Origin of the sequence: Hydrogenophaga sp., from assembly GCF_030373245.1 — a bacterium.
In the GTDB taxonomy this organism is placed as follows: domain Bacteria; phylum Pseudomonadota; class Gammaproteobacteria; order Burkholderiales; family Burkholderiaceae_C; genus Hydrogenophaga.
On record NZ_JAUCZF010000002.1, the window covers coordinates 275,576 to 298,947 of the forward strand.

Consider the following 23,372-nt stretch of genomic DNA (forward strand, 5'->3'; position numbering starts at 1 on the left):
CTCAAAGAATGAGCATGCGCAAAGGAGTCAGCAGCAATGCAATGATCTGATTGAAGACGACATACAGCGGCTGCAACCAGTAGGTCTGGACCACACCGGTGAACACCAGTGCGAGCAGCACAAAAAAGCCGTATGGCTCGACCTTCGCGACCGCCAGCGATGGCCCCGGAGGCAACAAGCCCACCAGGATGCGACCGCCGTCCAGAGGCGGCAGCGGCAGCAGATTGAAGATCAGCAAAATCAGGTTCCACTTGATGCCCGCTTCAACCACCAGAAAAAAGAACTCTTCTTCCAGGCCCGCGCCCGCCAGCAAATAGCCCAGCGTGGCCCACAACACCGCTTGTACCAAGTTGGAGCCAGGGCCAGCCAGCGCCACCCAAATCATGTCTCGCTTGGGGTTGCGCAGACGGCCGAAATTGACCGGCACTGGCTTGGCGTAGCCGAACAAAAAGGCACCAGCGGTGGCGAAGTACAGCAGGATCGGCATGCCGATCGTGCCCACAGGGTCGATGTGCTTGAGAGGGTTCAGCGTGATCCGGCCCATGAGATAGGCCGTGTTGTCACCGAAACGACGTGCCGCATAGCCGTGCGCCGCTTCGTGCAGGGTGATGGCAAACAGCAGCGGGATGGCATTGACCGCAATACTTTGAATGATCTGAGCGAAATCCATGGGAGACCGTGGGGCAAACCGCTATTGTCTCCCATGGGCTCGCGAGCCCCGGGTTCAGCACGCGATGGCCTGCCTCAAAGCCCCAGGGGCGCCAAGGGGCCGCGCCCCACCCGCACAATTTCGGGCTCTCCGCCTGCACCCATGGGCGTGAGGTCGACCACGGTGGTGGGCTCCAGTGCGCAGGCGCCTGCGTCCAGCACGCCGGCCAGCTCGTGCTCAAACCGGTCTCGGATGGCATGCGCGTCGTTCAGCGGCTCGGTTTCACCAGGCGCGATCAGTGTTGTGGCCAGCAGCGCGCCGTTGTGCAGATCGAGCAGTGCAAGCAAGGTGTTGTGATCGGGCACGCGCAATCCGATGGTCTTGCGCGAGGGGTGGCTCACGCGCCGGGGCACCTCTTTGCTGGCTTCGAGGATGAAGGTGTAGGGCCCCGGTGTGGCCAGCTTGAGCAGCCGGTACTGGCGGTTGTCCACCCTGGCGTAATTGGCCAGCTCGCTCAGGTCGCGACAGAGCAGGGTGAGGTGATGCTTGTCGTCCACCTGCCGGATTCGCCGCAACTGGTCGGCCGCTGCCTTGTCGTCAAGGTGGCAGACCAGGGCGTAGCTGGAGTCGGTCGGCACGGCCAGTACGCCGCCGCGAGCGAGCAGAGCCACAGCCTGTTTGAGCAGCCGGGGCTGCGGGTTGTCGGGGTGGACCTCGAAGTATTGGGACATGGCATCGATTTTCGCAGGCCCCGGCGCTTCAGGGCTCCGGCACCTCCACCGGCAGACGCTTCTCGCGCGCGGTGATCCAGCTGGCGGTGGCACCGCACAGCACGATCAGAGCAATCCCCCCGAACTCCCAGGCGCCAGGGATGTGGCCGAAAACCAGCCAGCCGCCCAACATGGCGAAACCGACCTGGCTGTAGAGGAACGGCGTGAGGGTGGAGGCCTGCGTGCGCGCGAAAGCGAGAATCAGGAGAAAGTGGCCGACCGTGCCCATGAGCCCGATCAGGATCAGCAGGGCCAGGGTCTTGCCATCGGGCAGCACGGTCCAGAACAGCGGCAACACCAGCGAGGAGAGCACGGCCCCGACCCAGCCGGTGTAGAAGTGCATGGTCAGCGGGTTTTCGGTGCGCGCCATTTTGCTGGTGAGGATCTGGAACCAGGCGTACATCACCACCAGGGTGAGCGGCAGCAGGCTGGCCCACCCAAGCACGGCACCGCCCGGGCGCACGATCAGCAACGTGCCGGCGAAACCGCCGGCCACCAGCATCCAGCGCAGGGTGCTGACCCTCTCGTTGAGAAATACCGCGGCCAGCAGCGTGACCACCAGAGGCGCGGTCATGATGATGGCAGTGAACGCGCCCACCGGCATGTACTGCAGGCTGATGAAGGCCAGCGCGCTGATGGCGGTCAGCAGCACGCCGCGCAGCGCCTGGAAGCGCGGATGCGCGGTGCGCAGCAGCCGCCTTCGTTGGGGAGGCAACATGAAGGCGCTCACAGCCACCGCCTGGAAGGCGTAGCGGAACCAGACCGACACCACCACCGACACGGTCGCGCCGACGTATTTCACCGTCGTGTCGAGCACGGCGAAGCAGGCCACGGCCGTCACGAGAAAAAGAATGCCCGCCAAGGCACTCGGTGCCACGCGGGCGCTGTTGTCGCTCATCGGATCAATGAATGCGCGACTGCAGGTGTTCCCATACTGGGGTGAGGTTGCCTGGCAGGTCGGGCAGCCCGCCGAGATCAATGCGGCTTTCTTCCGGGCTGTGGAAATCGCTGCCGCGCGAAGCCAGTAGGCCGAACTCCTGGCACATCGCCGCGTACTTCAGGGCGTCGGCAGGGCTGTGCGCGCCCGTCAGCACTTCGACGCCTTGGCCACCGTGGGCCTTGAATTCGGTGAACAGCGCGTACTCCTGCGTTGGCGTGAAGTCGTAGCGGGCCGGGTGGGCAATGATGGCCATGCCACCGGCCTGGGTGATCCAGCGCACCGCATCGCCCAGACTGGCCCAGCGGTGTGGCACAAAGCCGGGTTTGCCTTCGGTGAGGTACTTGCGAAACACCGCGCTGATGTCACTGCACACGCCGGCTTCCACCAGGTAGCGTGCGAAATGCGAGCGCGAAATCAGTTCTGGGTTGCCCACGTATTTCAGCGCGCCTTCAAACACTCCCTCGATACCCACCTTGGCCAGCCCTGCCGCCATCTCGCGGGCGCGCTCTTCACGACCGCCCCGGGTCGCGCGCAGGCCTCCGAGCAATTCGGGGTTGGTGGGATCCACGCCCAGGCCAACGATGTGCACCGTGACGTGCAAAAACGTGACCGAAATCTCGACGCCGGTGAGGTAACCCAGGCCCGCTTCGCGCGCGGCCTGCATGGCCCGTGCCTGCCCGCCCAGCTCGTCATGATCGGTGAGCGCCCACAGCTCGACACCGTTGGCCTTGGCCCGCTGCGCCAGCACCTCAGGATCCAGCGTGCCGTCTGAAACGGTGGAATGGCAATGCAGGTCGGCGTTGATCAGGTGACTCATCGCGCCATTTTACGGAGCGCCGCCATTTGGCGCAGACACGAGCCGATAGACACGACGCCACCGGTGTCTCCGTCCGCAACACCACGGAGCTGGCTAGGGCAGGTCGCGGATGTCGTCCCGGAGGGATGAGGCCGCAGGTGGCGCAGGGTGGGCTTTGTTCGGCGCGGCGGGGCTCAGCCCGTGTTGCGCAGTCCAGCGGCGATTCCGTTGATCGAAATGTGGATGCCTCGACGCACCTTGCCATCGCTCTCGGGGTCTTGTGCACCGGCACGGTAGCGTCGGATCAGCTCGACCTGCACGTGGTGCAGCGGGTCGATGTAGGGGAAGCGGTGTGTGATGGAGCGCCGCAGCGCGGCGTTGTTCACCAGCCGCTGCTCTTCGCCGGTGATGAGCGAGAGCGCGCGGGCCGTGCGGTGCCATTCCGACTCGATGGCGGTGAATACCTGCTTGCGCAGCCGCTTGTCGTCCACCAGTTCGGCATAGCGCGAGGCCAGTGCCAGATCGCTCTTGGCCAGCACCATGTCCATGTTGGAGAGCAAGGTGCTGAAGAACGGCCATTGCTTGACCATTTTCTTCAGCAAGGTGGTCTGCGCGTCCACACCTTGTGGGCCGTTTTGCTGCAGAAAGGTCTCCACTGCGGTCCCGAAGCCGTACCAACCCGGAAGCGTGAGGCGGCACTGCCCCCAGCTGAAGCCCCACGGAATGGCGCGCAGGTCTTCGATTTTCTGCGTGGCCTTGCGCGACGCCGGGCGCGAGCCGATGTTGAGCTCCGCGATCTCGCGGATCGGCGTGGCGGAGAAAAAATACTCGGCGAACCGGGGCGTGTCGTAGACCAGGGTGCGGTAGGCCCCCATGCTGAGGCGGGAGAGCTCCGCTGCTGCCTGCAGGAACGCTTGAGGCGCGTTGCGCGTGGTGGGCAGCAGCGTGGCTTCCAGCGTGGCTGCGACCAGGGTTTCCAGGTTGCGGCGTCCGATTTCAGGGTTGGCGTACTTGGAGCCGATCACCTCGCCCTGTTCGGTCAGGCGGATCTGGCCGCGCACCGTGCCTGGTGGCTGAGCCAGGATGGCCTGGTAGCTCGGGCCTCCCCCGCGCCCCACCGTGCCACCTCGGCCGTGGAACATGCGCAGCTGGATGCGCTGCGCACCAACGCCGGGCAGGACGGTCGCGGCCTTGCCGCCGCGGCCCTTGCCTGCGCCCGCGCTCGGTGGCGGGCGGTCCTCTTCCTGGTTCAGTGTGTTGAACAGGTCCACCAGCGCGAGCTCGGCGCGGTAGAGCTCCCAGTTGCTGGTGAAGATGCCGCCGTCTTTGTTGCTGTCGGAGTACCCGAGCATGATGTCCTGCTCATGGTAGCCCCCGGGCTGGCCGCGCAACACCATGGAGCGCACGCCCGGCAGGGCGTAGTAGTCGCGCATGATGGGTGCTGCGTTGCGCAGGTCTTCGATGGTTTCAAACAGCGGCACCACGATCAGGTCGCAGGTTGCGTCTTCCGACAGCAGGCCCCGCATCAGTCCGGTCTCTTTCTGCAGTATGAGCACTTCCAGCAGGTCGCTCACGGTTTCCGTGTGGCTGATGATGCAGTGCCGGATGGCCTGGGTGCCGAAGCGCTCGCGACCCAGGCGTGCGGCCTCGAAGATGGCGAGTTCGCTGCGGGCGTGTTCCGAATACTCGACACCCAGCACGCGCAGTGGGCGAGCATCGTTGAGCTGTTGCAGCAGCAAAGCGCACTTGGACGCCTCGTCCAGCCCGGAATAGTCGGGTGCGATGCGCGCCGTGCTCAGCAATTCGGCCACCACGGCCTCGTGTTTGTCCGAGCTCTGGCGCAGGTCGATGGTCGCAAGGTGAAAGCCAAACACCTGCACCGCCCGGATCAGCGGGCGCAGCCGTGCGCGGGCCAGGGCCACGCCGTGGTTGGCCATCAACGATGCCTCAATGGTGCGCAGGTCGGCAAGGAATTCGGTCGCGCTGAGGTAGGGATCTTGCGGCGCGACTGCATGGCGCGCGGCCTCCTTGCCAGTGAGCTCGGTGAGCGTGGCTGCAAGGCGCGCGTAGATGCCAGTCAGGGCGCGGCGGTAGGGCTCGTCCTGGCGGTGCGCGTTGGTGTCGGGAGAGCGCTCGGCCAGTGCCTGCATGGCCGGGCTGACTGGGGTGAGGATGGCCGACATCGACAGCTCGCTGCCCATCAGGTGGACCTGCGTGAGGTGGTGGCGCAGCACCATTTCCGCCTGGCTGTGCAGGGCCAGCTGAAGGGTGTCGACGGTCACGAACGGGTTGCCGTCGCGGTCGCCGCCGATCCACTGGCCCATGCGCAAAAATGGCGGGATGTCGGGCGCGCCTTGATCCGCCGTGCCCAGGCCGTCCTCCAGTTCCTGGTAGAGGCGCGGAATCTGGGTCAGGAAGGTGGCTTCGTAGTAGCTCAGCGCGTTTTCGATCTCGTCGGCGACGGTGAGCTTGGTGAATCTCAGCAGGCGCGTCTGCCATAGCTGGGTGACGCGGGCGCGGATCTGCGCCTCGATGTCTGCCAGCTCGCGCGGCAGGCGGTTGTCGCGGTCGTTGAGCAAGCGGGCGATGGCGCGCTCGGCGTCCAGGATGCTCTTGCGCTGCACCTCGGTGGGGTGGGCGGTGAGCACCGGCGAGATGTGGCTGTGCTCCAGCATGCCCAGCACGGTGGCGGGTGCGATGCCGGCGCTCTTGAGGCGCTGCAGCGCCAGCGCCAGACTGCCTTCCTGAAGCGCCCCGGCGCGCTCGTGGACGGCACGGCGGCGGATGTGGTGACGGTCTTCGGCCAGGTTGGCCAGGTGGCTGAAGTAGGTGAAGGCGCGGATCACGCTCACCGTCTGGTCGCCGCTCAGGCCTTTGAGCAGCTTTTTGAGTGCACGGTCGGCGTCGTGGTCGTCGTGGCGCCGAAACGCCACCGAGAGCTGGCGGATGCGTTCGATCAGCTCAAAGGCGGGTGCGCCTTCCTGTTCGCGGATCACGTCGCCGAGAATGCGGCCCAGCAGTCGGATGTCGTCGATCAGTGGCTGGTCTTTGTCGTTTTCCTGAGCCGGTCGTTTGGTATCGCTGCGGCGGACAGAGGCGGCGGAAGGTCGGGCAGTAGGTCGGCTCATGCGGGGCGCTTGGGATGTTCGAAGTGGTGGCGAAGGGCCATGCTAGCATCCAAAAACACCTGTGCCATTACCAATCCGGTACGAAACTGCCCGCGTCGGCCGGGCCTATTTTTTTGGATTCCCATCGTGTCGTTTTCAAAGCCCTTGGATGCGCTGTCCATCACCATCGCCACCCGCGAAAGTCGTCTCGCGCTCTGGCAGGCGGAGCATGTGCAGGCGCTGCTCACCGGCCTGGGCCACCGAGTGGCCCTGCTTGGCATGACGACCAAAGGCGATCAGATCCTGGACCGCAGTCTGTCCAAGGTCGGGGGCAAGGGGCTGTTCGTGAAGGAGCTGGAGGTGGCGCTCGAAGAGGGCCGCGCCGACATCGCGGTGCATTCGCTCAAGGATGTGCCGATGGACCTGCCCGAGGGCTTTGTCCTGGCTTGCGTGATGGAGCGCGAAGACCCGCGCGACGCCTGGGTGTCGCCGGTCTGTGCGTCGCTGGCTGAGCTGCCCCCGAATGCCATCGTAGGCACCTCCAGCCTGCGCCGGCTGGTGCTGCTGCGCGAGGCGCTGGATGCGCTGGGCCGCCAGGATGTGCGCATCGAGCCGCTGCGGGGCAACCTGGACACGCGGCTGCGCAAGCTCGACGAAGGCCAGTACCACGCCATCGTGCTCGCCGCTGCCGGCTTGAAGCGCTTGGGGCTGGAGAGCCGCATCCGCCACAGCTTCGAGCCCGCCGAATCCTTGCCCGCTGCGGGCCAGGGCGCGCTGGGCATTGAGGTGCGCGCAGACCGAGCGGATCTGTTGCAGGCCTTGGCGCCGCTGGTGCATATGCCCACCTGGCAGCGGGTCGCCGCCGAGCGTACGGTGTCGCGGGCCATGGGTGGCAGCTGTTCCATGCCGCTGGCGGCCTACGCCCACTGGGCCAACGATGGTGTTTTGCAGCTGGATGCTGCCTGGGGCGATCCCGAAGGCCATCAACCGGTGGTGCGGGTGTGCGAGCGGGCACCGGTGCAGGACCTGGTGCAGGCTGAGGCGCTCGGGCAGCGCGCGGCGGGTGCTCTGCGCGCCGCCGGCGCGCATCCGCCAGCGTCGGGGGCCTGAGGCCTTGGCGGCGGGCGCCGTTTCGCGTCCTGATGCCGCTTGGGTGAGGCGAGTGGTCGTCACTCGGCCTGAACGGGAGGCGCACAACTGGGCTCGCGCTTTGCAGGCCGAGGGTTGGGCAGTGACGGTTCTGCCGTTGATCGAGATCGGTGAACCCACCGACCCGCAGGCGCTGGCCTGGCTGGATCGGCAGCGCCGTGCCTGCTGGCAGGCGGACGCGGTGATGTTGGTCAGTGCGGCAGCGGTTCATCACTTTTTTGCCGCTGGTGTAGACAGCCCTCCAGCTGGTGGACGGCGCACGCGGTTCTGGGCGCCCGGCCCAGGCACGGCGCGCGCGCTGGCAAACGCCCTGCATTCTCTGGGGGTGGGTGAGGACCGCATCGACTCGCCGCCCCCCGACGCTTCTCAATTCGACTCCGAGCACCTCTGGCCGGTGATCGCGTCCCAGCTCAAGCCCGGTGCCAGGGTCCTGATCGTGCGCGGCCACTCCGCTGGCGTGGAGAACGCGCCGCCCGAATCGGTGGTGGCAGGCACGGGGCGCGACTGGCTGATCCGGCGCTGCGAAGCGGCGGGTGCGCAGGTGCAAACCTGTGTGGCATACGAGCGCCGGGCGCCGATGTGGTCGATGGCCGAGCACGCCAGCGCGCAGGCGGCCGCAGCCCCGGGAAACCTTTGGCTGTTCAGCAGCTCCGAAGCGGTGAACCACCTCAAGCAGGTGATGAGTTCTACCGACTGGACGCAGGCCGCTGCGCTCGTCACGCACCCGCGCATTGCCGAGGCGGCGCGAGCAGTTGGCTTCGGCAACGTGACCGAGAGCCGGCCAGCGCTGGCCGATGTGCTGCGCAGCCTAGAATTGCTGAAGCGCCATGAGTGATCAGCAACCCACCCCTCCCCCTTCTCAGGACGCTCCGTCCGTTGCACCGGCTGCCGCTGAGCCGGCGCAGGGCACGCCCGCGTCACCAGCACCAGCACCAGCACCGTCCGCTTCACAGCCGGCTGGTCGCCGAGCGCGGGCACGCTGGCCTGGCGTGCTGGCAGGCCTGGCCCTGGTTATCGCTGCGCTGGCGCTGGTAGTGGGGGGGCTGCTGTGGCAGCGGCTGGACGCCACCCAGCGCGAGCTGGCGCGTCGCAGCCAGGAAAGCGTGTCGCTGGCCGATCAGGCGCGCCAGATCAGCGGCCAGGCCGAGGCCTTGACCAAAGAGCTGCAAGCCCGCCTCACGGTGGCCGAGGTGCGGCTGTCCGAAGTCAGCCTGCAGCGCAGCCAGCTCGAAGAGCTGATGCTCACCTTGTCCCGCTCGCGCGACGACAACCTCGTGCAAGACATTGAGTCGACGCTGCGCCTGGCGCAGCAGCAGGCTCAGCTCACCGGCAGCGTCGCGCCGCTGCTGTCGGCCCTGCAGGCCGCCGATCAGCGCATCGGTCGTGCCGCCCAGCCGCGCCTCAATCCGGTGCAGCGCGCCATCGCCCGCGACATAGATCGCGTCAAAGGCGCTGCTGTGGCCGATGTGCCGTCGGTGGTGCTGCGGCTGGACGAGCTGGCCCGTCAGGTGGACGACTGGCCAGTGGCGAACCAGGTGGGCCCGAGGCCGCAAGCCAGCCTTGCCAGCGCCGTCTCTGCAACCGTCGCGGTCACCGTCTCTGCAGCGTTCACCACGCCCACCTCGCCCGAAGCGGCCGGCACGCCGACGCTGGCCGTTGAGGCACCGCCGGCTGCGAGCGAGGCGAGCGCTGCCTCGACCGAAGCCGTGCCCGCTGCCGAGCCGACCGCTGCAACCACCTCCGGCTGGCTTGCGAACTGGCGCCGCTTGTGGAATCGGGCCTGGACCGATGTGGTTCGGTCCAGTCGCGACCTGGTGCGCGTCAGCCGCATTGACCAGCCCGAGGCGGCCTTGCTGGCCACCGAACAGGCGTTTTTCCTCCGAGAAAACCTCAAGCTGAAGCTGCTCAATGCGCGCCTGGGCCTGCTGGCTCGGCAGGCAGCATCGGCCCAGGCCGACCTGACTGCGGTCGATGCAGCGCTCACACGCTATTTCGACACGCAGTCGCCAGCGGTGGCTGCGGCGAAGGCTCAGCTCGCCAAGCTGCGTGAAGAGTTGCTGATCGTGGAGTTACCGCGACCCGAAGAAAGCCTGGCTGCCCTGGCCACGGCCGCGGGAGGTCGCTGATGGACCGCCGTCGCCAGACTGGCGCGATGCGGGGCGTGTTCTGGCTGCTGGCTCTGGCCGCGATGGCGGTGGCGCTGGCCCTGCTGGTCGGTAACAACCAGGCCACGGTCACGCTGTTCTGGTCGCCCTACCGGTTTGATCTTTCACTCAATCTGGTGGCCTTTTGCGTGGTGGCGGCGTTCGTGCTGGTGTACCTGGCCTTGCGGGGTCTGAGCCTGTTGCGGGAATTGCCGCAGCGGGCGCAGCGCTGGCGCGCACAGCAGGTGGAGCGGGCGGCTGTGGGTGCTTTGCTCGATGCCCTGTCGCACCAGCTCGCGGGGCGTTTCGTGCGGGCTCAGGCGGCCGGCCGGCTTGCACTGGAGAACCTGAGCGGCATGCCATCGGCTCAATGGTCGCGGCGCCACCAGCTGCAGCTCCTGTCTCACTTGCTGGTGGCCGAGAGCGCGCACTCGCTGCAAAACCGCGAAACGCGCGACGATCATTTGTTGTCGGCCCTGCACCCCAAGCTTGCCAAGAGCTCACCGGAAGCCCATGAAGGTGCTCTGTTGCGGGCAGTGCGCTGGGCGGTGGAGGATCAAGACGCCGAGACGGCCCGCAGCCGGCTGGCCGAATTGCCCCAAGGCGCTGCCCGGCGCATCCAGGCCCTGCGCCTGAAACTTCGTGTCGCGCGACTGGGGGGCGCCACCGCCGAAGCGCTGGAGACCGCACGCCTGCTGGCCAAGCACCGTGCCTTCTCGCCGCAGGCGTCGGCCAGCATCGTGCGTGGTCTGGCACTTGACAGTCTGCGCCAGGCACATGATCTGTCGCAGCTGGATACGATCTGGGGGCGACTGGATGTTGACGAACGACTGATGCCCGAGGTGGCCCTGGCTGCGTGCCAGCGGGCCAATCAGCTGGTGTCAGCTCCCGCTGCGACCGAAGTCGATCGTGCTTTGGCCGCGGCGAACGTGCGCCAGTGGCTGGCGCCCATTTGGACCGGATTCAAGCAGCTCGATGCCCAACAACAAAAGCATCTGGTGTTGGCGCTGGAGCCTGGCCTTTCGATGCTGGATGCGGCGGGTCTGGCCCAGCTGGAGCAAAGCCAGCGGGAGCAGCCCTCCAACGCCTACCTGCAATACCTGGCCGGTCAGGCCTGCATGCAGCGGCAGCTGTGGGGCAAGGCCGCCCAGCTGCTGGGGCAGGCCACGAACAGCCTGAGCGAGCCCGATCTGCTGCGCCGAGCCTGGTGCAGCCTGGCGCGCCTGGCGGAGGAGCGCGGCGACGAAGCCGCCGCGCAGGCGCACTGGAAAAAAGCGGCTTTGCTAGGCTGATTCGGCCAGTGCCGATTCGCCTGAGCCTCGGGCGGCGTGTCGGGTGCCCGGTCAGCCGTGCGAGTGTCCTGCTGTTCAGGTTGGAGCGGGCCGTGGTTTCGCGAGACCTTCAACCCAATACCCATGAAAAAAAGCCGGCAGAGTATGCCGGCTTTTTTCATCCAGAAGCCCAAAGGCTCCGCGCTCGCGCTCAGCTGTTTTGAGGATTCTCGAACGGCAGCGCGGTGTTGCGCAGGTCCTTGCGCGTCTCCACCAGCACCAGCGGGCCTTCGTCGATCAGCACCACCGGCGGGATCTCGCGGGGCACGTGGATGGCGCGCGGTTCAGCGGCAATGGCGGCTTGCACCTCGGCCACCCTGGCGGCGTTGGAATTGACCCACTCCAGGCCGCTGGCCTGTGCCACCTGCTGCATCTCCTCGATCGGCAGCGCAAACGACTGCACCTTGGGCAAGCCCTGAGGCGCGGGTGTGGTCACAGGTGCTGCAGCGACAGGGGCTGGGCGCATGGCGGGCGCCTGGTGCGCCGGACGCGGCGCCACCGGCTGTGGCTCAACCGGCGCTTCGGCCGCGGCCAGGGGCTCGTTCGCGCCCGGCGCTGAAGCAGCGGCAGGAGCCGACGCTTCGACCGGCAGCGTGAAGTAGCTGTTGCGCACCGGAACCCGCTCCTCCGCGGCTTCAGCCTGAGGTGCTGTGTCCTCGAACGCCGGAGCCTGCTCGGCCGGTGCGGCGTCCTCGCGCGGCGCGCGCTCGCGGCGATCCCGGCCGTAGCGGTCTCGGCCGCGGCCGCGCGGTTCACGAGGCGCGCGGCTTTCGCCCGCTTCTTCACTGGCGGGTGGCTCTGCCGCCGTCCCGGCCTGCGCGTCCTCAACGATGGACTGCGCCTGGGTGTTGTCCAGCAGGGGCTGGGTCTGGCCCTCGGCCGCCTCGGCACCGCCCGAACGACGGCGTCCGTCGTTTCGACCGCGGCGCTCCCGTCGCTGGTTTTCACCGCTTTCGCTGGCGTTGTCTGTCACCGCCGGGGTGGTAACAGCACTCTGGCCTTCCGTGGCAGGCGTGTCGCGTCGGCTGTCGCGGCGGCCACCCTGGCGGCCCTCGCCTCGACCTTCCCCACGGCCTTCACCTCGTCCCTCCACACGGCCTTCTGCCCGACCTTCAGAGCGGCGCTCGCCGCCACGGCCTTCGCCGCGCGATTCCCCGCGACCCTCCACGCGCTCGCCGCGCCGACCAGCGTCGCGACCACCACGGCCTTCGGTCCGGCCTTCCGAAGTGCCTCGTCCACCGCGGCCGCCCCGTCCATCACGGCGGGCCTCCCCGCCGCGACCCTCAGCCGGCGCCTTGGGGCTGGCGGTTGGCGGTGCTGCAACCGCTGCGGGTGCGGGTGTGGCGGCTGCAACGGGCGCAGCGGCCACCGGCGCTTCGGGCTTGGGTGCTGCCACGGGTGCGGGACCATCGGGCAGCACGCCCTTGATCACCGGTTCCTGCTTGTTGGTGCGTTCCTGGCTGCGGCGAGTGAAGCTGGCCACATCGTCGGGCACATCGGCCATCTTGTAGCTCACGTCCAGGTTGTCCAGGCGCGAGTCGTCGTGTTTGAGACGTTCGAGCTTGTAGTTCGGTGTGTCCAGCGACTTGTTGGGCACCAGCAGCACGTTGATGCGCTGCTTGAGCTCGATCTTGGTGATTTCGGTGCGCTTTTCGTTGAGCAGGAAGCTGGCCACTTCGACCGGTACCTGCACCAGCACCGCGGCCGTGCTGTCTTTCAGCGACTCTTCCTGGATGATGCGAAGAATCTGCAGCGCCGAGCTCTCGGTGTCTCGGATGTGGCCCGAGCCGCCGCAGCGAGGGCAGGGGATGGATGCGCCCTCGCTGAGCATGGGTTTCAGGCGCTGACGGCTCATCTCCAGCAGGCCAAATTTGCTGATGGCCCCGAACTGCACGCGTGCACGGTCCTGGCGCAGCGCATCGCGCAGTCGGTTTTCCACCTCGCGACGGTTCTTCGACTCATCCATGTCGATGAAGTCGATCACGATCAGACCGCCCAGGTCGCGCAGACGCGCCTGGCGCGCCACTTCGTCAGCCGCTTCCAGGTTGGTGCGGGTCGCGGTTTCTTCGATATCGCCGCCTTTGATGGCGCGCGCCGAGTTCACGTCCACCGCCACCAGTGCTTCGGTCTGGTCGATCACGATGGCGCCGCCGCTGGGCAGCGTCACGGTGCGGCTGTAGGCGGTTTCGATCTGGTGTTCGATCTGGAAGCGCGAAAACAGCGGCGCGTCGTCGCGGTAGCGCTTCACGCGGTGCTCGTGCTCGGGCATCACGTGCGCCATGAACTGGTGCGCCTGCTCGAAGATGTCGTCGGTGTCGATCAGGATCTCACCGATGTCGCTGTTGAAGTAGTCGCGGATGGCGCGGATCACCAGACTCGATTCCTGGTAAATCAGGTAGGCGCCCTTGCCGCCCTGGGCCGCGCCGTCAATGGCCTTCCACAGCTTGAGCAGGTAGTTCAGGTCCCATTGCAGCTCGGCGGCGTCGCGACCGATGCCGGCGGTGCGAGCAATGATGCTCATGCCGTTGGGGTATTCGAGCTGATCCAGCGCCTGCTTGAGCTCCTGACGGTCCTCGCCCTCGATGCGGCGGCTCACGCCACCGCCGCGCGGGTTGTTGGGCATCAGCACCACGTAGCGGCCCGCCAGGCTCACGAATGTGGTGAGCGCCGCGCCCTTGTTGCCGCGTTCTTCCTTCTCGACCTGGACCAGCAGCTCTTGGCCTTCCCTGATCACGTCGTTGATGCGCGCCTGTGAGGGCGCGGTGTTGCCCTGAAAGTAGTTGCGCGAAATTTCTTTGAACGGCAGAAAGCCGTGGCGGTCTTCGCCGTAGTCGACGAAGCAGGCTTCCAGCGAGGGCTCGACCCGCGTGACCACGGCCTTGTAGATGTTGCCCTTGCGCTGTTCGCGCCCTTCAATCTCGATTTCGTAGTCGAGCAGTTTTTGCCCGTCCACGATCGCCAGGCGGCGTTCTTCAGCCTGCGTGGCGTTGATCAGCATGCGTTTCATGATGCGTTGTCCTTTGTTCAAAAACACAAGGACGCCCCGACCCCCGGAGGATCTGGAGCGCCAACCTGCCGTGAACCAGCCGGAGACGCGAACGCAGGGAGGAATTGCCGGAGAGCCGTTGACCCGAGGGTTCGGTTGTCGTTCGACGGCGCGGCCTCACGCAGGAGGCAGCCTCGAACCGCCGGGTCAGGGCGTGGGCGCATGGACGTGGAGCGGAGCTGGGCGGGCAGCGGGCTGTCAACAGCAGGGCGCTGGCCGGTGTCTCACAAGTTTCTCGTTGTCCTCAAGCAGCTTCGGAGGGCAGCTGCCCGATGGGGGTATTCCGTATTCGGGTTCGCAATCACTGGGGCGGGTTCGTTCACAGCGTCAGCCGGGTCTGAGGCCCAACCTGGATTCCATGGGGAAGACATCAGGCATGGGCGTCTGGCTCGGGTGCTGCGAATGGCATCCTGCACCTGCCGGGCTCTTTTTCCTCATGGTGAGAGGATCTGCCTGCAGTGACTGCCTTAAAATCAAGGCAAATCAATCACTTACGGCGCGCGGTAGGTGTGCCGCATTATAAGCAGAGCGCGCCGACAGCGGGGACCTCATTTTCATGCCCTCAGCCCCCACCCCTGTCGCTCCCTTGACGACGTCGCCCGCGGCAGTCAGCCACCTCACGGTAGACGCCGAATCGGCTGGGCAGCGGCTGGACAATTTCCTGATCCGTCATCTCAAGGGTGTGCCCAAGACGCACATCTACCGCATCATCCGCTCCGGCGAGGTGCGGCGCAACAAAGGCCGTGTGTCCGCTCAGGACCGGGTGGAGGCGGGCGACCTGTTGCGGATTCCACCCATCAGACTGTCTGAGCGGGCCGAAGAGAAATTGGCTCATCCGGCGCCGGCGCGCGATTTCCCCGTGATTTATGAAGATGATGCCTTGTTGGCCATCGACAAGCCGGCTGGCGTGGCGGTGCATGGCGGTAGCGGGGTGAGTTTTGGCGTGATTGAACAATTGCGCCGCGCTCGTCCTGAGGCGCGCCTGCTGGAACTGGTGCACCGGCTGGACCGCGAGACCAGTGGCTTGTTGCTGATTGCCAAGAAGAAGAGTGCGCTCAAGGCGCTCCAGGAGCAATTCAGGGCCCGTGAGACCGGTAAGACCTACCTTGCACTGGTCAAAGGCGATTGGCCCGCCAAGCGCAAGGTGCTCGATCAACCCTTGCACAAATACCTGCTGCCCGATGGTGAACGGCGGGTGCGCGTGACCGACCAGCAGGATGCCGACGGCATGCACGCGGTCAGTCTGGTGCGGGTGCGACAGGTGGTGGATCTGCCGCCAGGTTCGCCAGAGGGAACTCCCACCCGGTACACCTTGCTGGAGGTCACCATCAAGACCGGACGCACGCACCAGATCCGGGTCCACCTGGCCCATGCCGGGCATCCGATTGTGGGCGACGAGAAATACGGCGATTTCGAACTCAACCGTCAATTGGCGCGTCTGGGACACAGGCGCATGTTTCTCCATGCATGGCGATTGCAATTCACACACCCGGTGTCAGCGCAAGCCATCGAGTTACATTCTGAATTGCCCCCGGATCTGCAATCCTGGACGGATGTCTTCAATCGAGATTAGAATCTCACATGCATCGTTGGGATGCAAAAAATTACACATTTGATACTCAATCAAGACAAGGACAATCAATGGCAGGCTATTCCGAACTCATGGCGCAGGCACAGGCCCTGATGGCTCAAGCCGAGCAGGCTCGCAAGAACGAACTCGCTTCTGTGATCGCAGACATCAAAGCCAAGATGAAGCAATTCGGCATCACCACCGCCGATCTGGGCGGCAGTGCCTCGGGTGGTAAGAAGGGAAAATCCAAATCCAGCGCACCGCCCAAGTACAAGGGCCCCAATGGTGAACTCTGGGCAGGTGGCCCGGGCCGCAAGCCGGAATGGGTGCGCACCGTGCTCGCCTCGGGCAAGAGCATCGAAGACTTCCGCATCTGACGGTCTCTTGCTGAACGGCCCGGGTTCTCAGGCCGATCCACCCAGCAAAAAGCCCGCACAAGCGGGCTTTTTGCTGGGTGGCCGCCGAATCAGCGCATCGCCGCTGTCCTGTCGGTTGCCTGATGAGCCTGGGTGCCTCAGTCAGGGAAAGATCGGCGCACGGTTCATATCAGCCCTCCTGCCAGATCACCTTCTTGCCCGAGGTCTCCCAGGCTTCGTAGTTCTTGGCGTACAGGTCTTCGATGCGGTTGCGCTTGACCTTGAAGGTGGGCGTGATCACGTCGTTGTCCACCGTCCAGGCCGTCGTCACCACCACCACGCACTGCAGGCGTTCGTGCGGGTCCAGCGTGGCGTTGATCGCCTTGAGGTGACCGGTCAGTGATTGTTCCAGTTCACTGCGCGCAGCGGCATCGCTCACCATGGTCACCGCCTCGGCATTGAGCATCACGATGCCCAGCGGCTGGCCAAGGTTGGCTCCTGTCACCACGCAGGCTTCCACCGAGTCGTGCATGACCAGCTTGTCTTCAATGGGTGCCGGAGCCACGTACTTGCCCTTGCCGGTCTTGAAAAGATCTTTCACCCGGCCGGTGATGCGCAACAGGCCTTGGCCGTCGATCGTGCCCTTGTCGCCTGTCTTGAGCCAGCCGTCGGCTGTGAAGGCCTCTTTCGTCTTTTCCGGCTCCTTGTAATAGCCCATCATCATGGCCGGGCTGCGCATCTGCACCTCGCCAGTGTCGGGATCGATGCGGTGTTCCACGCCGCTGTAGACCGGGCCGACGGTGCCTTTCTGGTTCTTGCCGGGTTCGGTGATGTGCGACAACGCAAGGTTTTCGGTCATGCCGTAGCCCTCGTTGATCTTCAGTCCGAGTTTGTCGTACCAGTCGAGCAAGGCCACGGGCATCGGTGCAGCACCGCCGGCAGCGAACTTGCACTGATCCAGGCCCAGGGCTTTCATGACCTTCTTGCGCACCAGGCCGCCAATGAGGGGGATGCCGAGCAGACGGTTGAGCTTGGCCGGTGGCATCTTGTGGTGGATGCCCTGCTGGAACTTCACCCACAAGCGCGGGACCGAGAAGAAAATGGTGGGTCGCGAACGCTGCAGGTCGGCGGCAAAGGTGTCGAGCGACTCGGCGAAAAAAACGTGCATGCCGGTGCGCAACCAGCCGTGTTCGACCAGCATGCGTTCAACCACATGGGCCAGCGGCAGGTAAGACAGCATGCGGTCGGCACCGCTCATGGGAATGCGCTGAATGCCTTTGTCCAGGGCCCAGGCAAAGGCGCCAAAGGTGTGCATCACACCCTTGGGCATGCCGGTTGTGCCCGAGGTGTAAATCAGCGTGGCGAGCTCGTCTTCGGCCCGCACCGGGTTGCCCTTGAGAGGTTCGGTTTGTGCGCAGATCGCGTCCCAACCCTCATAAGCGCGCACGGCGTCGGGCGGTGACAGCGGGTAGCTCATGCAAGGCAGGTCGGCGGGCACGCCGGGCTTCATGTGTTCCCAGCCGTCGAGTTTGCCGATGAAACAGGCCTTGGACTCACTGTGGGTCAGGATCTGGCGGATGGTCTCGGGCGCCAGTGTGGGGTAAAGCGGCACCGACACATAGCCAGCCATCCAGATCGCCAGATCGCTCATCATCCACCAGGAGCAGTTCTTGGACAGGATGGCGACCTTGGAGCCTGGCTCCCACCCTTGTGCCTTCAGGTGAGCCGCCATGCGCCGCACCTGGTCACCCACCTGGGCCCAGGTCAGGTCCTGCACCACGCCGCCACCCATGGGTTGGGTGAGGGCCACCCGGTTGGGCTCGGTTTTTTCCCAATGGTAGAGGCGCTGAAGGGCGAGAAATTCGGCTGCGACGATGCTCATTTTTGTCTCCTGAGAAAGGGGAATCTGCAAATTTAACCAACAGAGGGCCTCATGTTTAGAGGGTTTAACCTCCTGCTCGTGTTCGGCACGCTGTCCGGGCGGCGGCAGGCGTGAGGGTGCTGTCCCCTACCGTGTCCCAGATCGGCGCGCCACCATGGCAGCGCGGCCAGATGGTGCGGTTGGTGAAACCGATCTTGAATTCGTACGACGGTGCGCCACATTTCGCGCAAAGGATTTGCACCTCCAACACGAGCGGACAGGCCTGTTTCTGATGAATCTGGCGTCTCGGCTCAGGGGCGCAGACCGGGGCTGGCCGAGGTCCAGGTGTTGAAACAATGCGTGTGTGTGCAGGGTGTGCCAAGAGGGCAATGCGGGCAGAGCAACGTTCGGAGCCCTTATGCTGCAAGCATGAAAAACCCCCACGCTCTGGACATCATCGAAGGCATTCTTGGCGGTGACGCGACCACCCCACCCGTGGCCAGCATCATCGTGCTGCACGGGCTGGGTGCCGATGGCAACGACTTTGTGCCGATTGCGCAGCAACTCGACCTGAGTGCGATCGGCCCGGTTCGCTTCGTTTTTCCCAGCGCGCCAGTGCGCCCGGTCAGCATCAACGGGGGTTACGAGATGCGGGCCTGGTACGACATTTATCCGCCTGACCCAGCAGGCGTGCGAGTTGAGGACGAGGCGGGATTGCGCGAGAGCCAGGCGCTGATCCAGCAGTTGCTGGACCGCGAGATCGAGCTTGGCATGCCTTCTGGGCGCACGGTGCTCATGGGTTTTTCTCAGGGCTGCGCCATGACGCTGATGGCGGGCTTGCGTGCGCCGCAGCGGCTGGCGGGTCTGGTCGGCTGGTCGGGCTATCTGCCACTGGCCAGTACCACGGCGCAGGAGCGCAGCCCGGCCAATCTGGCCACTCCGATCACCCTGGCGCATGGCGAGCAAGACGACGTGGTAGCCATCGGGCGCGGCCTGGCCTCGCGCGACCTGCTGCAGGCGCTGGGTCACGAGGTGGAGTGGCACAGCTACCCGATGGCCCACAGCGTGTGTCCGGAACAGGTGGCGCACCTCAACGCCTGGCTGCTGCGGGTGCTCGGCGCGCAGCGGTAGGCCTCGCAGCGAGGCCGCGGTGCTAGACTGAATTTGCACCCACTCCAGGAGATTTCGATGAAATGGCACACCGTCTGCAAGGTCGACGACCTGCCCATCGGCAAGATGGCCGCGCACAGCGCGGGCGACACCAAGGTGGTGGTGTACCACCTGGCTGAGGGCTTTTTTGCCACCCAGTCCCAATGCACCCACACCTTTGCGCCGCTGGGACGAGGCAAGATCATCGACGGCTGCAAGGTGCAATGCCCGCTGCACCGAGCGCGCTTCGACATCAAGACCGGCGAGGTGATCGACTGGGCCAACTTCCCGCCCGGCATTCAGCTGCTCAACTTCGTGCGGGGCGAGAAGGCCCTGAAGACCTACCCGGTTCAGGTCAAGAAGGGTGAGGTCCAGGTTCGGGCGGACTGAAAACAGACGAACCACAAAGCTGGCAGCATCCGAAACGCTGGCTCCGCTGTTTTTGCCGCTTGCCCTCGATCTGGTGCCGGCATCCAGTTCACGGATCGGCACCTTTCCCTCATCGGATCTCATTGGCTGGGTCGTACTGCAGCGCCAGCAGGTTGCCGAACACATACAGGCGGCCGCTTTCGACAACCCCGGCAGCCCGCGTGAATGCGGTGGTGCTCGGTGTCTTGCCACTCCAGGCGTTGAGAGTGGGGTCGTAGCTCTCAAGCACGTCCAGCGCGCGGTTCACGTTTTCTCCGCCGGCCGCCAGCAGCCGACCGCCAAACACCGCGAGCGTAAGGTGGGCGCGCGGCGTGGGCATGGAAACCATCGTGGTCCAGCTGCCCACCTGAGGATCGTATGCCTCCACCGTACCGACCCATTGCGGCAGTATCCCGGCATAGCCGCCAACGGCATAGAGCCTGCCGTTGACCGCCTCCATCGCCAGTTGTCCGCGTGCGGTTGGCATCGGCGCCAGGCTGAACCAGCCATTCGTGATCGGGTTGTAGCCCTGCACAGCGTCCAGCACCGAAGTTTCGAATTCACCCCCAGCCACCACGATCAGGTTGCCAAAGGGCGTCGAGGCTGGCGCCGCAGCGGCATGGAAACGGGGCAGTGGCATCGAAGCTCGGGTTGTCCACAGGCCGGTGCCCGGGTTTTATTCTTCGACCGTTCCCACCGCGGAGATGCTGAATCCATCAGTTCGGCCGCCAATCGCATACAGCCTGCCATTGAATGCGGTCAACGTCAGGCCCATGCGTGCGGTTGGCATGGGAGGTGCTGCGCTCCAGGTGTTGGTCGCTGGATCGTAGATTTCCAGCGCGGCGGTCGCGGGGGCTGGCGTGGTTGTGCTGCTGGTCAGCTGGCCGCCCGCCACATAGACCTTGCCATCGAGCACCGCCGCAGCTGCGTATTCGCGTGGTGTCGGGCCGGCGAGGCGGCTGGTCCAGGGATAGGCCGCAATGCGCACCGGTGCTCCCAGCACGTTCGAGGTCTGGCTGGTGCTGTCTGTCACGTTGACCAGCACCGCGTAGGTGCCTGGGACCACGCCACTTGCGATGAACTGTCCCAGCACCGTGCCGCTGGTGATGCCGGCAATGCCAGCGATGGGATCGGTGCCAAGATCCAGCACCGACCCATCGGATTCGTCTCGCACACGCAGCGTCAGGGTGGCGACGTTGGCGTCGGGATCGAAAAAGTCGAACTGGGAAGAGAAGAACAGCGGATCGACCGTGTTGTAGGCCGCCTGTGGACTGATGATCAGGAAATTTCGGGCGCTGTTCCGCTTGGTCCGTCACCTCCGCCACCACACGCCACCACCAGTGCGGACAATGAAACAAGGGCAAGGCGTCGAAGAAACACCGGGAAGCAGGGCGTCTTCATATTGGGCTCCGGTTGAATGGCGGCGCCACAGCACGCTGCTGGACACGCCACAACAAGATACCCAGGGCGGCATCGGCAGAATTGACGAGCGTCAACGTCCTGCTGTGTGCTTTGCCGGTCGGGAAATCAGCTTGGCGCCGACTCTGCCAGCGCCACAGCCAGGCGGTTGTGCCGCTCCACCAGAGGCTGCAGGTCGATGGTGGTGATGCGACCTTCGCGCACCACGACCCGCCCATTCACCACTGCATAGGCTGCCCGCGGGCTTGCGCACAGCAACAGGCTGGCCACCGGATCGTGCACCGCGCCGCCGGCAAAGCCGACCGTGCGCAGATCAAACACAGCGAGGTCGGCGCACATGCCCACGGCCAGGTGGCCGATGTCGCTGCGCCCCAGCACCCGCGCGCCGCCGCGGGTGGCGATGTGCAGGGTGTCGCGCGCCGTCATCTCGGCGGGCCCGAGGTCGCAGCCGAAGAAGGTCTTGCCGTTTCGGGTTTCCGGTGGCATCAACGCACGGCCCACCCGCGCCAGCAGCATCGCCTGGCGCGCTTCGTTCACCATGTGCGCCGCGTCGTTGCTGGCGCTGCCGTCCACGCCCAGTCCCACCGGTACGCCCGCGTTCAGCATGCGGCGGATGGGAGCGATGCCGCTGGCCAGCCGCATGTTGCTGCAGGGGCAGTGCGCCACGCCGGTGCGGCTGGCGGCGAAGAGCGAAATGCCTTCTTCGTCCAGCTTCACGCAGTGGGCGTGCCACACATCGTCGCCCAGCCAGCCCAGCTCTTGCGCGTACTGTGCCGGGGTCATGTTGAACTTCTCGCGGCTGTAGGCGATGTCGTGGTCGTTCTCGGCCAGATGGGTGTGCAGCCGCACGCCTTGCCCTTTGAAGCTGCGTGCGAGTTCGGCGCTCTGCTTCATCAGCGCCGGACTGACGGAGAACGGCGAGCACGGGGCCAGGGCCACCTGCACCATGGCGCCGTGCGACGCATCGTGCCAGGTCTCGATCAGGCGCTGGCTGTCCTTGAGGATGGCGTCTTCTTTTTCGACCACGCAGTCCGGCGGCAGGCCCCCCGCGCTCTGGCCCACGCTCATGCTGCCGCGCGTGGCCAGGAAGCGCATGCCGATCCGTTGCGCGGCTTCGATGCTGTCCTCCAGCCGCACGCCGTTGGGGTAGATGTAGAGGTGGTCGCTGCTGGTGGTGCAGCCGCTGAGCAGCAGCTCGGCCATGGCGACCTGCGTGGACACCTGGACCATTTCGGGTGTCAGTCCGGCCCAGATCGGATACAGGCCGCGCAACCAGCCGAACAGCTCGGCGTTCTGGGTCACGGGAATCGCCTTGGTCAGCGACTGGTACATGTGGTGGTGGGTGTTCACCAGGCCGGGCGTGACCAGATGGCCTCGCGCATCGATGACCTCGTCGGCCTCGATGCGCAACTTGGCTGGCAGCTCGGCGGCAGTTCCGATCCACTCGATCTGGTTGCCGCGCACGAAGAGCGATGCGTCCTTGAGTTCCCGACCCTGCGCTGGATCGGCGTGATCAAAGGTGGCGATGCAAGTGGCGTTGTGGATGAGCAGGGAGGTCATGCGTTGTCGAGAAGCGTGAGGGATTGATGGCTGGAGATGCTTCACCCAGGGCGCTGCGGAACCGACTCTGCCGGCCCGCCCGTGTCACTCGCTGGGAGACCGCAAAGCTGGCGCGGTGGGAGCTTCACCTCATCCAGTAGCCCGGCCTGGCGTATATTTTTTTCAGATGATCAATGAAGAACCGCACCTTGGCTGGCAGGTGGCGCTGTTGCGGATACACGGCCAGGATGTCGTAGGCGGGCAGAGCGAATTCGTCGAGCACGGTCACCAGCTCACCACGTTGCAGCTGCGCCTGGATTTCCCAGGTGCTGCGCCAGCCCAGACCCATGCCCTCGCTCACCCACCGGTGCAGCAGCTCGCCGTCGTTGCAGTCCAGGTTGCCATCGGCGCGGATGGAGACTGGCTTCCCCGCCTGCTGAAAGTACCAGCCGCGCTGCTGACCGCCCTGCAGGTTGAAGGCCAGGCAGTTGTGGCGCTTCAGGTCATCGAGCGTGCGCGGTTTGCCGTGCTTGCGGAAATAGGCGGGCGTGCCGCAGACCACGCGCTGGTTGGTTGCCAGCTTGATGGCGACGAAGTTGGGGTCGATCAAACCCCCGATGCGCAGGCCCAGGTCGTAGCCGTCGCGCACCAGATCCACCACCCGGTCGGTGAGGTTGAACGACAGCTTGACCTGGGGGTTGGCCTTGAGAAAGGCGCTGGCGTGAGGGGCCACGTGGAGGCGGCCAAAAGCGGCGGGCGCCGAGACCACCAGGTGGCCCGTGGCGCTGTGGCGCTGAGCTGAGACCGTTGCCTCGGCGGCGGCCCATTGGGCCAGCAGTGACCGGCATTCGTCCAGAAAGCTGGCGCCTTCTTCGGTCAGCGCCAGCCGTCGCGTGGAGCGGTGGATGAGCTGGGTACCCAGGCGCCTTTCCAGCGCGTCGATGCGCCGCCCCATCATGACTGGAGTGATGCCCGCATGCAGCGCTGCAGCGGCCAGGCTGCCGTGTTCCATCGCCTGCACGAAGGCTTCTACTTCCTTGAATCGGTCCATGCGATTACATACCTGGTGTATCGAATCGAAGTACCCATGATGCCATTCTCAGCACGGGATGTCTTCAATACGATGGCGCCAGAGGGT

At 65.5% G+C, this 23,372-nt stretch carries 19 protein-coding genes; 8 read left to right on the plus strand and 11 right to left on the minus strand.

What is annotated here, in order from left to right:
- Window position 1: 1 nt before the first annotated feature.
- The 5 genes from QUV25_RS06735 to QUV25_RS06755 form a co-directional block, all read right to left on the minus strand.
- A complete protein-coding gene (locus QUV25_RS06735; RefSeq protein ID WP_300862576.1) occupies window positions 2-670 on the minus strand; it encodes a site-2 protease family protein in 669 nt (222 codons plus the stop codon).
- A gap of 74 nt (window positions 671-744) precedes the next feature.
- Window positions 745-1,380, minus strand: a complete 636-nt coding sequence (locus QUV25_RS06740; RefSeq protein WP_300862578.1) for an L-threonylcarbamoyladenylate synthase — start codon at window positions 1,378-1,380, stop codon at window positions 745-747.
- 28 nt (window positions 1,381-1,408) lie between these two features.
- Complete coding sequence (locus QUV25_RS06745) at window positions 1,409-2,317, minus strand: DMT family transporter (RefSeq protein ID WP_300862580.1); 909 nt, start codon at window positions 2,315-2,317, stop codon at window positions 1,409-1,411.
- 4 nt (window positions 2,318-2,321) lie between these two features.
- Window positions 2,322-3,176: a 3',5'-nucleoside bisphosphate phosphatase gene (locus QUV25_RS06750; RefSeq protein ID WP_300862581.1), complete on the minus strand. Its 855-nt coding sequence runs from the start codon at window positions 3,174-3,176 to the stop codon at window positions 2,322-2,324.
- 173 nt (window positions 3,177-3,349) lie between these two features.
- Window positions 3,350-6,283, minus strand: a complete 2,934-nt coding sequence (locus QUV25_RS06755; RefSeq protein ID WP_300862584.1) for a phosphoenolpyruvate carboxylase — start codon at window positions 6,281-6,283, stop codon at window positions 3,350-3,352.
- A gap of 126 nt (window positions 6,284-6,409) precedes the next feature.
- Here QUV25_RS06755 and hemC point away from each other — a divergent pair, with 126 nt between their 5' ends.
- Genes hemC through QUV25_RS06775 form a run of 4 tightly spaced genes read left to right on the plus strand, consistent with a single transcriptional unit; the run spans window position 6,410 to window position 10,847 of the window.
- The gene (gene hemC, locus QUV25_RS06760; RefSeq protein ID WP_300862585.1) at window positions 6,410-7,372 is read left to right on the plus strand and encodes a hydroxymethylbilane synthase; all 963 of its coding nucleotides are present in this window, start codon (window positions 6,410-6,412) and stop codon (window positions 7,370-7,372) included.
- Between the two features lie 52 nt (window positions 7,373-7,424).
- Complete coding sequence (locus QUV25_RS06765; RefSeq protein ID WP_366945641.1) at window positions 7,425-8,246, plus strand: uroporphyrinogen-III synthase; 822 nt, start codon at window positions 7,425-7,427, stop codon at window positions 8,244-8,246.
- Window positions 8,239-9,537 (plus strand): uroporphyrinogen-III C-methyltransferase, encoded by a 1,299-nt coding sequence (locus QUV25_RS06770; RefSeq protein ID WP_300862589.1) that lies wholly within the window; start codon window positions 8,239-8,241, stop codon window positions 9,535-9,537. The genes QUV25_RS06765 and QUV25_RS06770 overlap by 8 nt, the downstream gene beginning before the upstream one ends.
- Before the next feature lie 26 nt (window positions 9,538-9,563).
- Complete coding sequence (locus QUV25_RS06775) at window positions 9,564-10,847, plus strand: heme biosynthesis HemY N-terminal domain-containing protein (RefSeq protein WP_300863074.1); 1,284 nt, start codon at window positions 9,564-9,566, stop codon at window positions 10,845-10,847.
- A 190-nt stretch (window positions 10,848-11,037) separates the two neighbouring features.
- Here QUV25_RS06775 and QUV25_RS06780 read toward each other — a convergent pair whose 3' ends face one another.
- Window positions 11,038-13,893 carry an Rne/Rng family ribonuclease gene (locus QUV25_RS06780; protein WP_300862591.1) on the minus strand — a complete coding sequence of 952 codons (2,856 nt, stop codon included), beginning with the start codon at window positions 13,891-13,893 and terminating at the stop codon, window positions 11,038-11,040.
- Window positions 13,894-14,488: 595 nt separating this feature from the next.
- Between QUV25_RS06780 and QUV25_RS06785 the strand changes: the two genes are divergently transcribed.
- Together QUV25_RS06785 and QUV25_RS06790 are read left to right on the plus strand one after the other, a co-directional pair.
- Window positions 14,489-15,505, plus strand: a complete 1,017-nt coding sequence (locus QUV25_RS06785) for an RluA family pseudouridine synthase (protein ID WP_300862593.1) — start codon at window positions 14,489-14,491, stop codon at window positions 15,503-15,505.
- Window positions 15,506-15,573: 68 nt separating this feature from the next.
- Complete coding sequence (locus tag QUV25_RS06790) at window positions 15,574-15,879, plus strand: H-NS histone family protein (RefSeq protein WP_300862595.1); 306 nt, start codon at window positions 15,574-15,576, stop codon at window positions 15,877-15,879.
- Window positions 15,880-16,048: 169 nt separating this feature from the next.
- Here QUV25_RS06790 and QUV25_RS06795 read toward each other — a convergent pair whose 3' ends face one another.
- Entirely contained in the window at window positions 16,049-17,740 is a 1,692-nt protein-coding gene (locus QUV25_RS06795; protein WP_300862598.1) for an AMP-binding protein, read from the minus strand.
- 408 nt (window positions 17,741-18,148) lie between these two features.
- On the opposite strand from QUV25_RS06795, the gene QUV25_RS06800 reads away from it, so the two are divergent.
- Both QUV25_RS06800 and QUV25_RS06805 read left to right on the plus strand, forming a co-directional pair.
- Window positions 18,149-18,850 (plus strand): dienelactone hydrolase family protein, encoded by a 702-nt coding sequence (locus QUV25_RS06800; RefSeq protein WP_300862600.1) that lies wholly within the window; start codon window positions 18,149-18,151, stop codon window positions 18,848-18,850.
- Window positions 18,851-18,907: 57 nt separating this feature from the next.
- Window positions 18,908-19,258 (plus strand): Rieske 2Fe-2S domain-containing protein, encoded by a 351-nt coding sequence (locus tag QUV25_RS06805; protein WP_300862601.1) that lies wholly within the window; start codon window positions 18,908-18,910, stop codon window positions 19,256-19,258.
- A gap of 109 nt (window positions 19,259-19,367) precedes the next feature.
- Here QUV25_RS06805 and QUV25_RS06810 read toward each other — a convergent pair whose 3' ends face one another.
- The 4 genes from QUV25_RS06810 to QUV25_RS06825 all read right to left on the minus strand — a co-directional run bounded on the left by QUV25_RS06810 (window position 19,368) and on the right by QUV25_RS06825 (window position 23,285).
- Entirely contained in the window at window positions 19,368-19,916 is a 549-nt protein-coding gene (locus QUV25_RS06810) for a hypothetical protein (RefSeq protein ID WP_300862603.1), read from the minus strand.
- A gap of 36 nt (window positions 19,917-19,952) precedes the next feature.
- A complete protein-coding gene (locus tag QUV25_RS06815) occupies window positions 19,953-20,450 on the minus strand; it encodes a kelch repeat-containing protein (RefSeq protein ID WP_300862604.1) in 498 nt (165 codons plus the stop codon).
- Window positions 20,451-20,803: 353 nt separating this feature from the next.
- A complete protein-coding gene (locus QUV25_RS06820) occupies window positions 20,804-22,255 on the minus strand; it encodes an 8-oxoguanine deaminase (RefSeq protein WP_300862606.1) in 1,452 nt (483 codons plus the stop codon).
- Between the two features lie 124 nt (window positions 22,256-22,379).
- Window positions 22,380-23,285 carry a LysR family transcriptional regulator gene (locus QUV25_RS06825; protein WP_300862608.1) on the minus strand — a complete coding sequence of 302 codons (906 nt, stop codon included), beginning with the start codon at window positions 23,283-23,285 and terminating at the stop codon, window positions 22,380-22,382.
- Window positions 23,286-23,372: the final 87 nt, after the last annotated feature.

Bases quoted from the DNA above. Each gene is read 5' to 3' on its own strand.
- QUV25_RS06735 (WP_300862576.1), bottom strand. From the start codon at position 670: ATGGATTTCGCTCAGATCATTCAAAGTATTGCGGTCAATGCCATCCCG.
- QUV25_RS06740 (WP_300862578.1), bottom strand. From the start codon at position 1,380: ATGTCCCAATACTTCGAGGTCCACCCCGACAACCCGCAGCCCCGGCTG.
- QUV25_RS06745 (WP_300862580.1), bottom strand. From the start codon at position 2,317: ATGAGCGACAACAGCGCCCGCGTGGCACCGAGTGCCTTGGCGGGCATT.
- QUV25_RS06750 (WP_300862581.1), bottom strand. From the start codon at position 3,176: ATGAGTCACCTGATCAACGCCGACCTGCATTGCCATTCCACCGTTTCA.
- QUV25_RS06755 (WP_300862584.1), bottom strand. From the start codon at position 6,283: ATGAGCCGACCTACTGCCCGACCTTCCGCCGCCTCTGTCCGCCGCAGC.
- QUV25_RS06770 (WP_300862589.1), top strand. From the start codon at position 8,239: ATGAGTGATCAGCAACCCACCCCTCCCCCTTCTCAGGACGCTCCGTCC.
- QUV25_RS06775 (WP_300863074.1), top strand. From the start codon at position 9,564: ATGCGGGGCGTGTTCTGGCTGCTGGCTCTGGCCGCGATGGCGGTGGCG.
- QUV25_RS06780 (WP_300862591.1), bottom strand. From the start codon at position 13,893: ATGAAACGCATGCTGATCAACGCCACGCAGGCTGAAGAACGCCGCCTG.
- QUV25_RS06785 (WP_300862593.1), top strand. From the start codon at position 14,489: ATGCCCTCAGCCCCCACCCCTGTCGCTCCCTTGACGACGTCGCCCGCG.
- QUV25_RS06790 (WP_300862595.1), top strand. From the start codon at position 15,574: ATGGCAGGCTATTCCGAACTCATGGCGCAGGCACAGGCCCTGATGGCT.
- QUV25_RS06795 (WP_300862598.1), bottom strand. From the start codon at position 17,740: ATGAGCATCGTCGCAGCCGAATTTCTCGCCCTTCAGCGCCTCTACCAT.
- QUV25_RS06800 (WP_300862600.1), top strand. From the start codon at position 18,149: ATGAAAAACCCCCACGCTCTGGACATCATCGAAGGCATTCTTGGCGGT.
- QUV25_RS06805 (WP_300862601.1), top strand. From the start codon at position 18,908: ATGAAATGGCACACCGTCTGCAAGGTCGACGACCTGCCCATCGGCAAG.
- QUV25_RS06810 (WP_300862603.1), bottom strand. From the start codon at position 19,916: ATGCCACTGCCCCGTTTCCATGCCGCTGCGGCGCCAGCCTCGACGCCC.
- QUV25_RS06820 (WP_300862606.1), bottom strand. From the start codon at position 22,255: ATGACCTCCCTGCTCATCCACAACGCCACTTGCATCGCCACCTTTGAT.
- QUV25_RS06825 (WP_300862608.1), bottom strand. From the start codon at position 23,285: ATGGACCGATTCAAGGAAGTAGAAGCCTTCGTGCAGGCGATGGAACAC.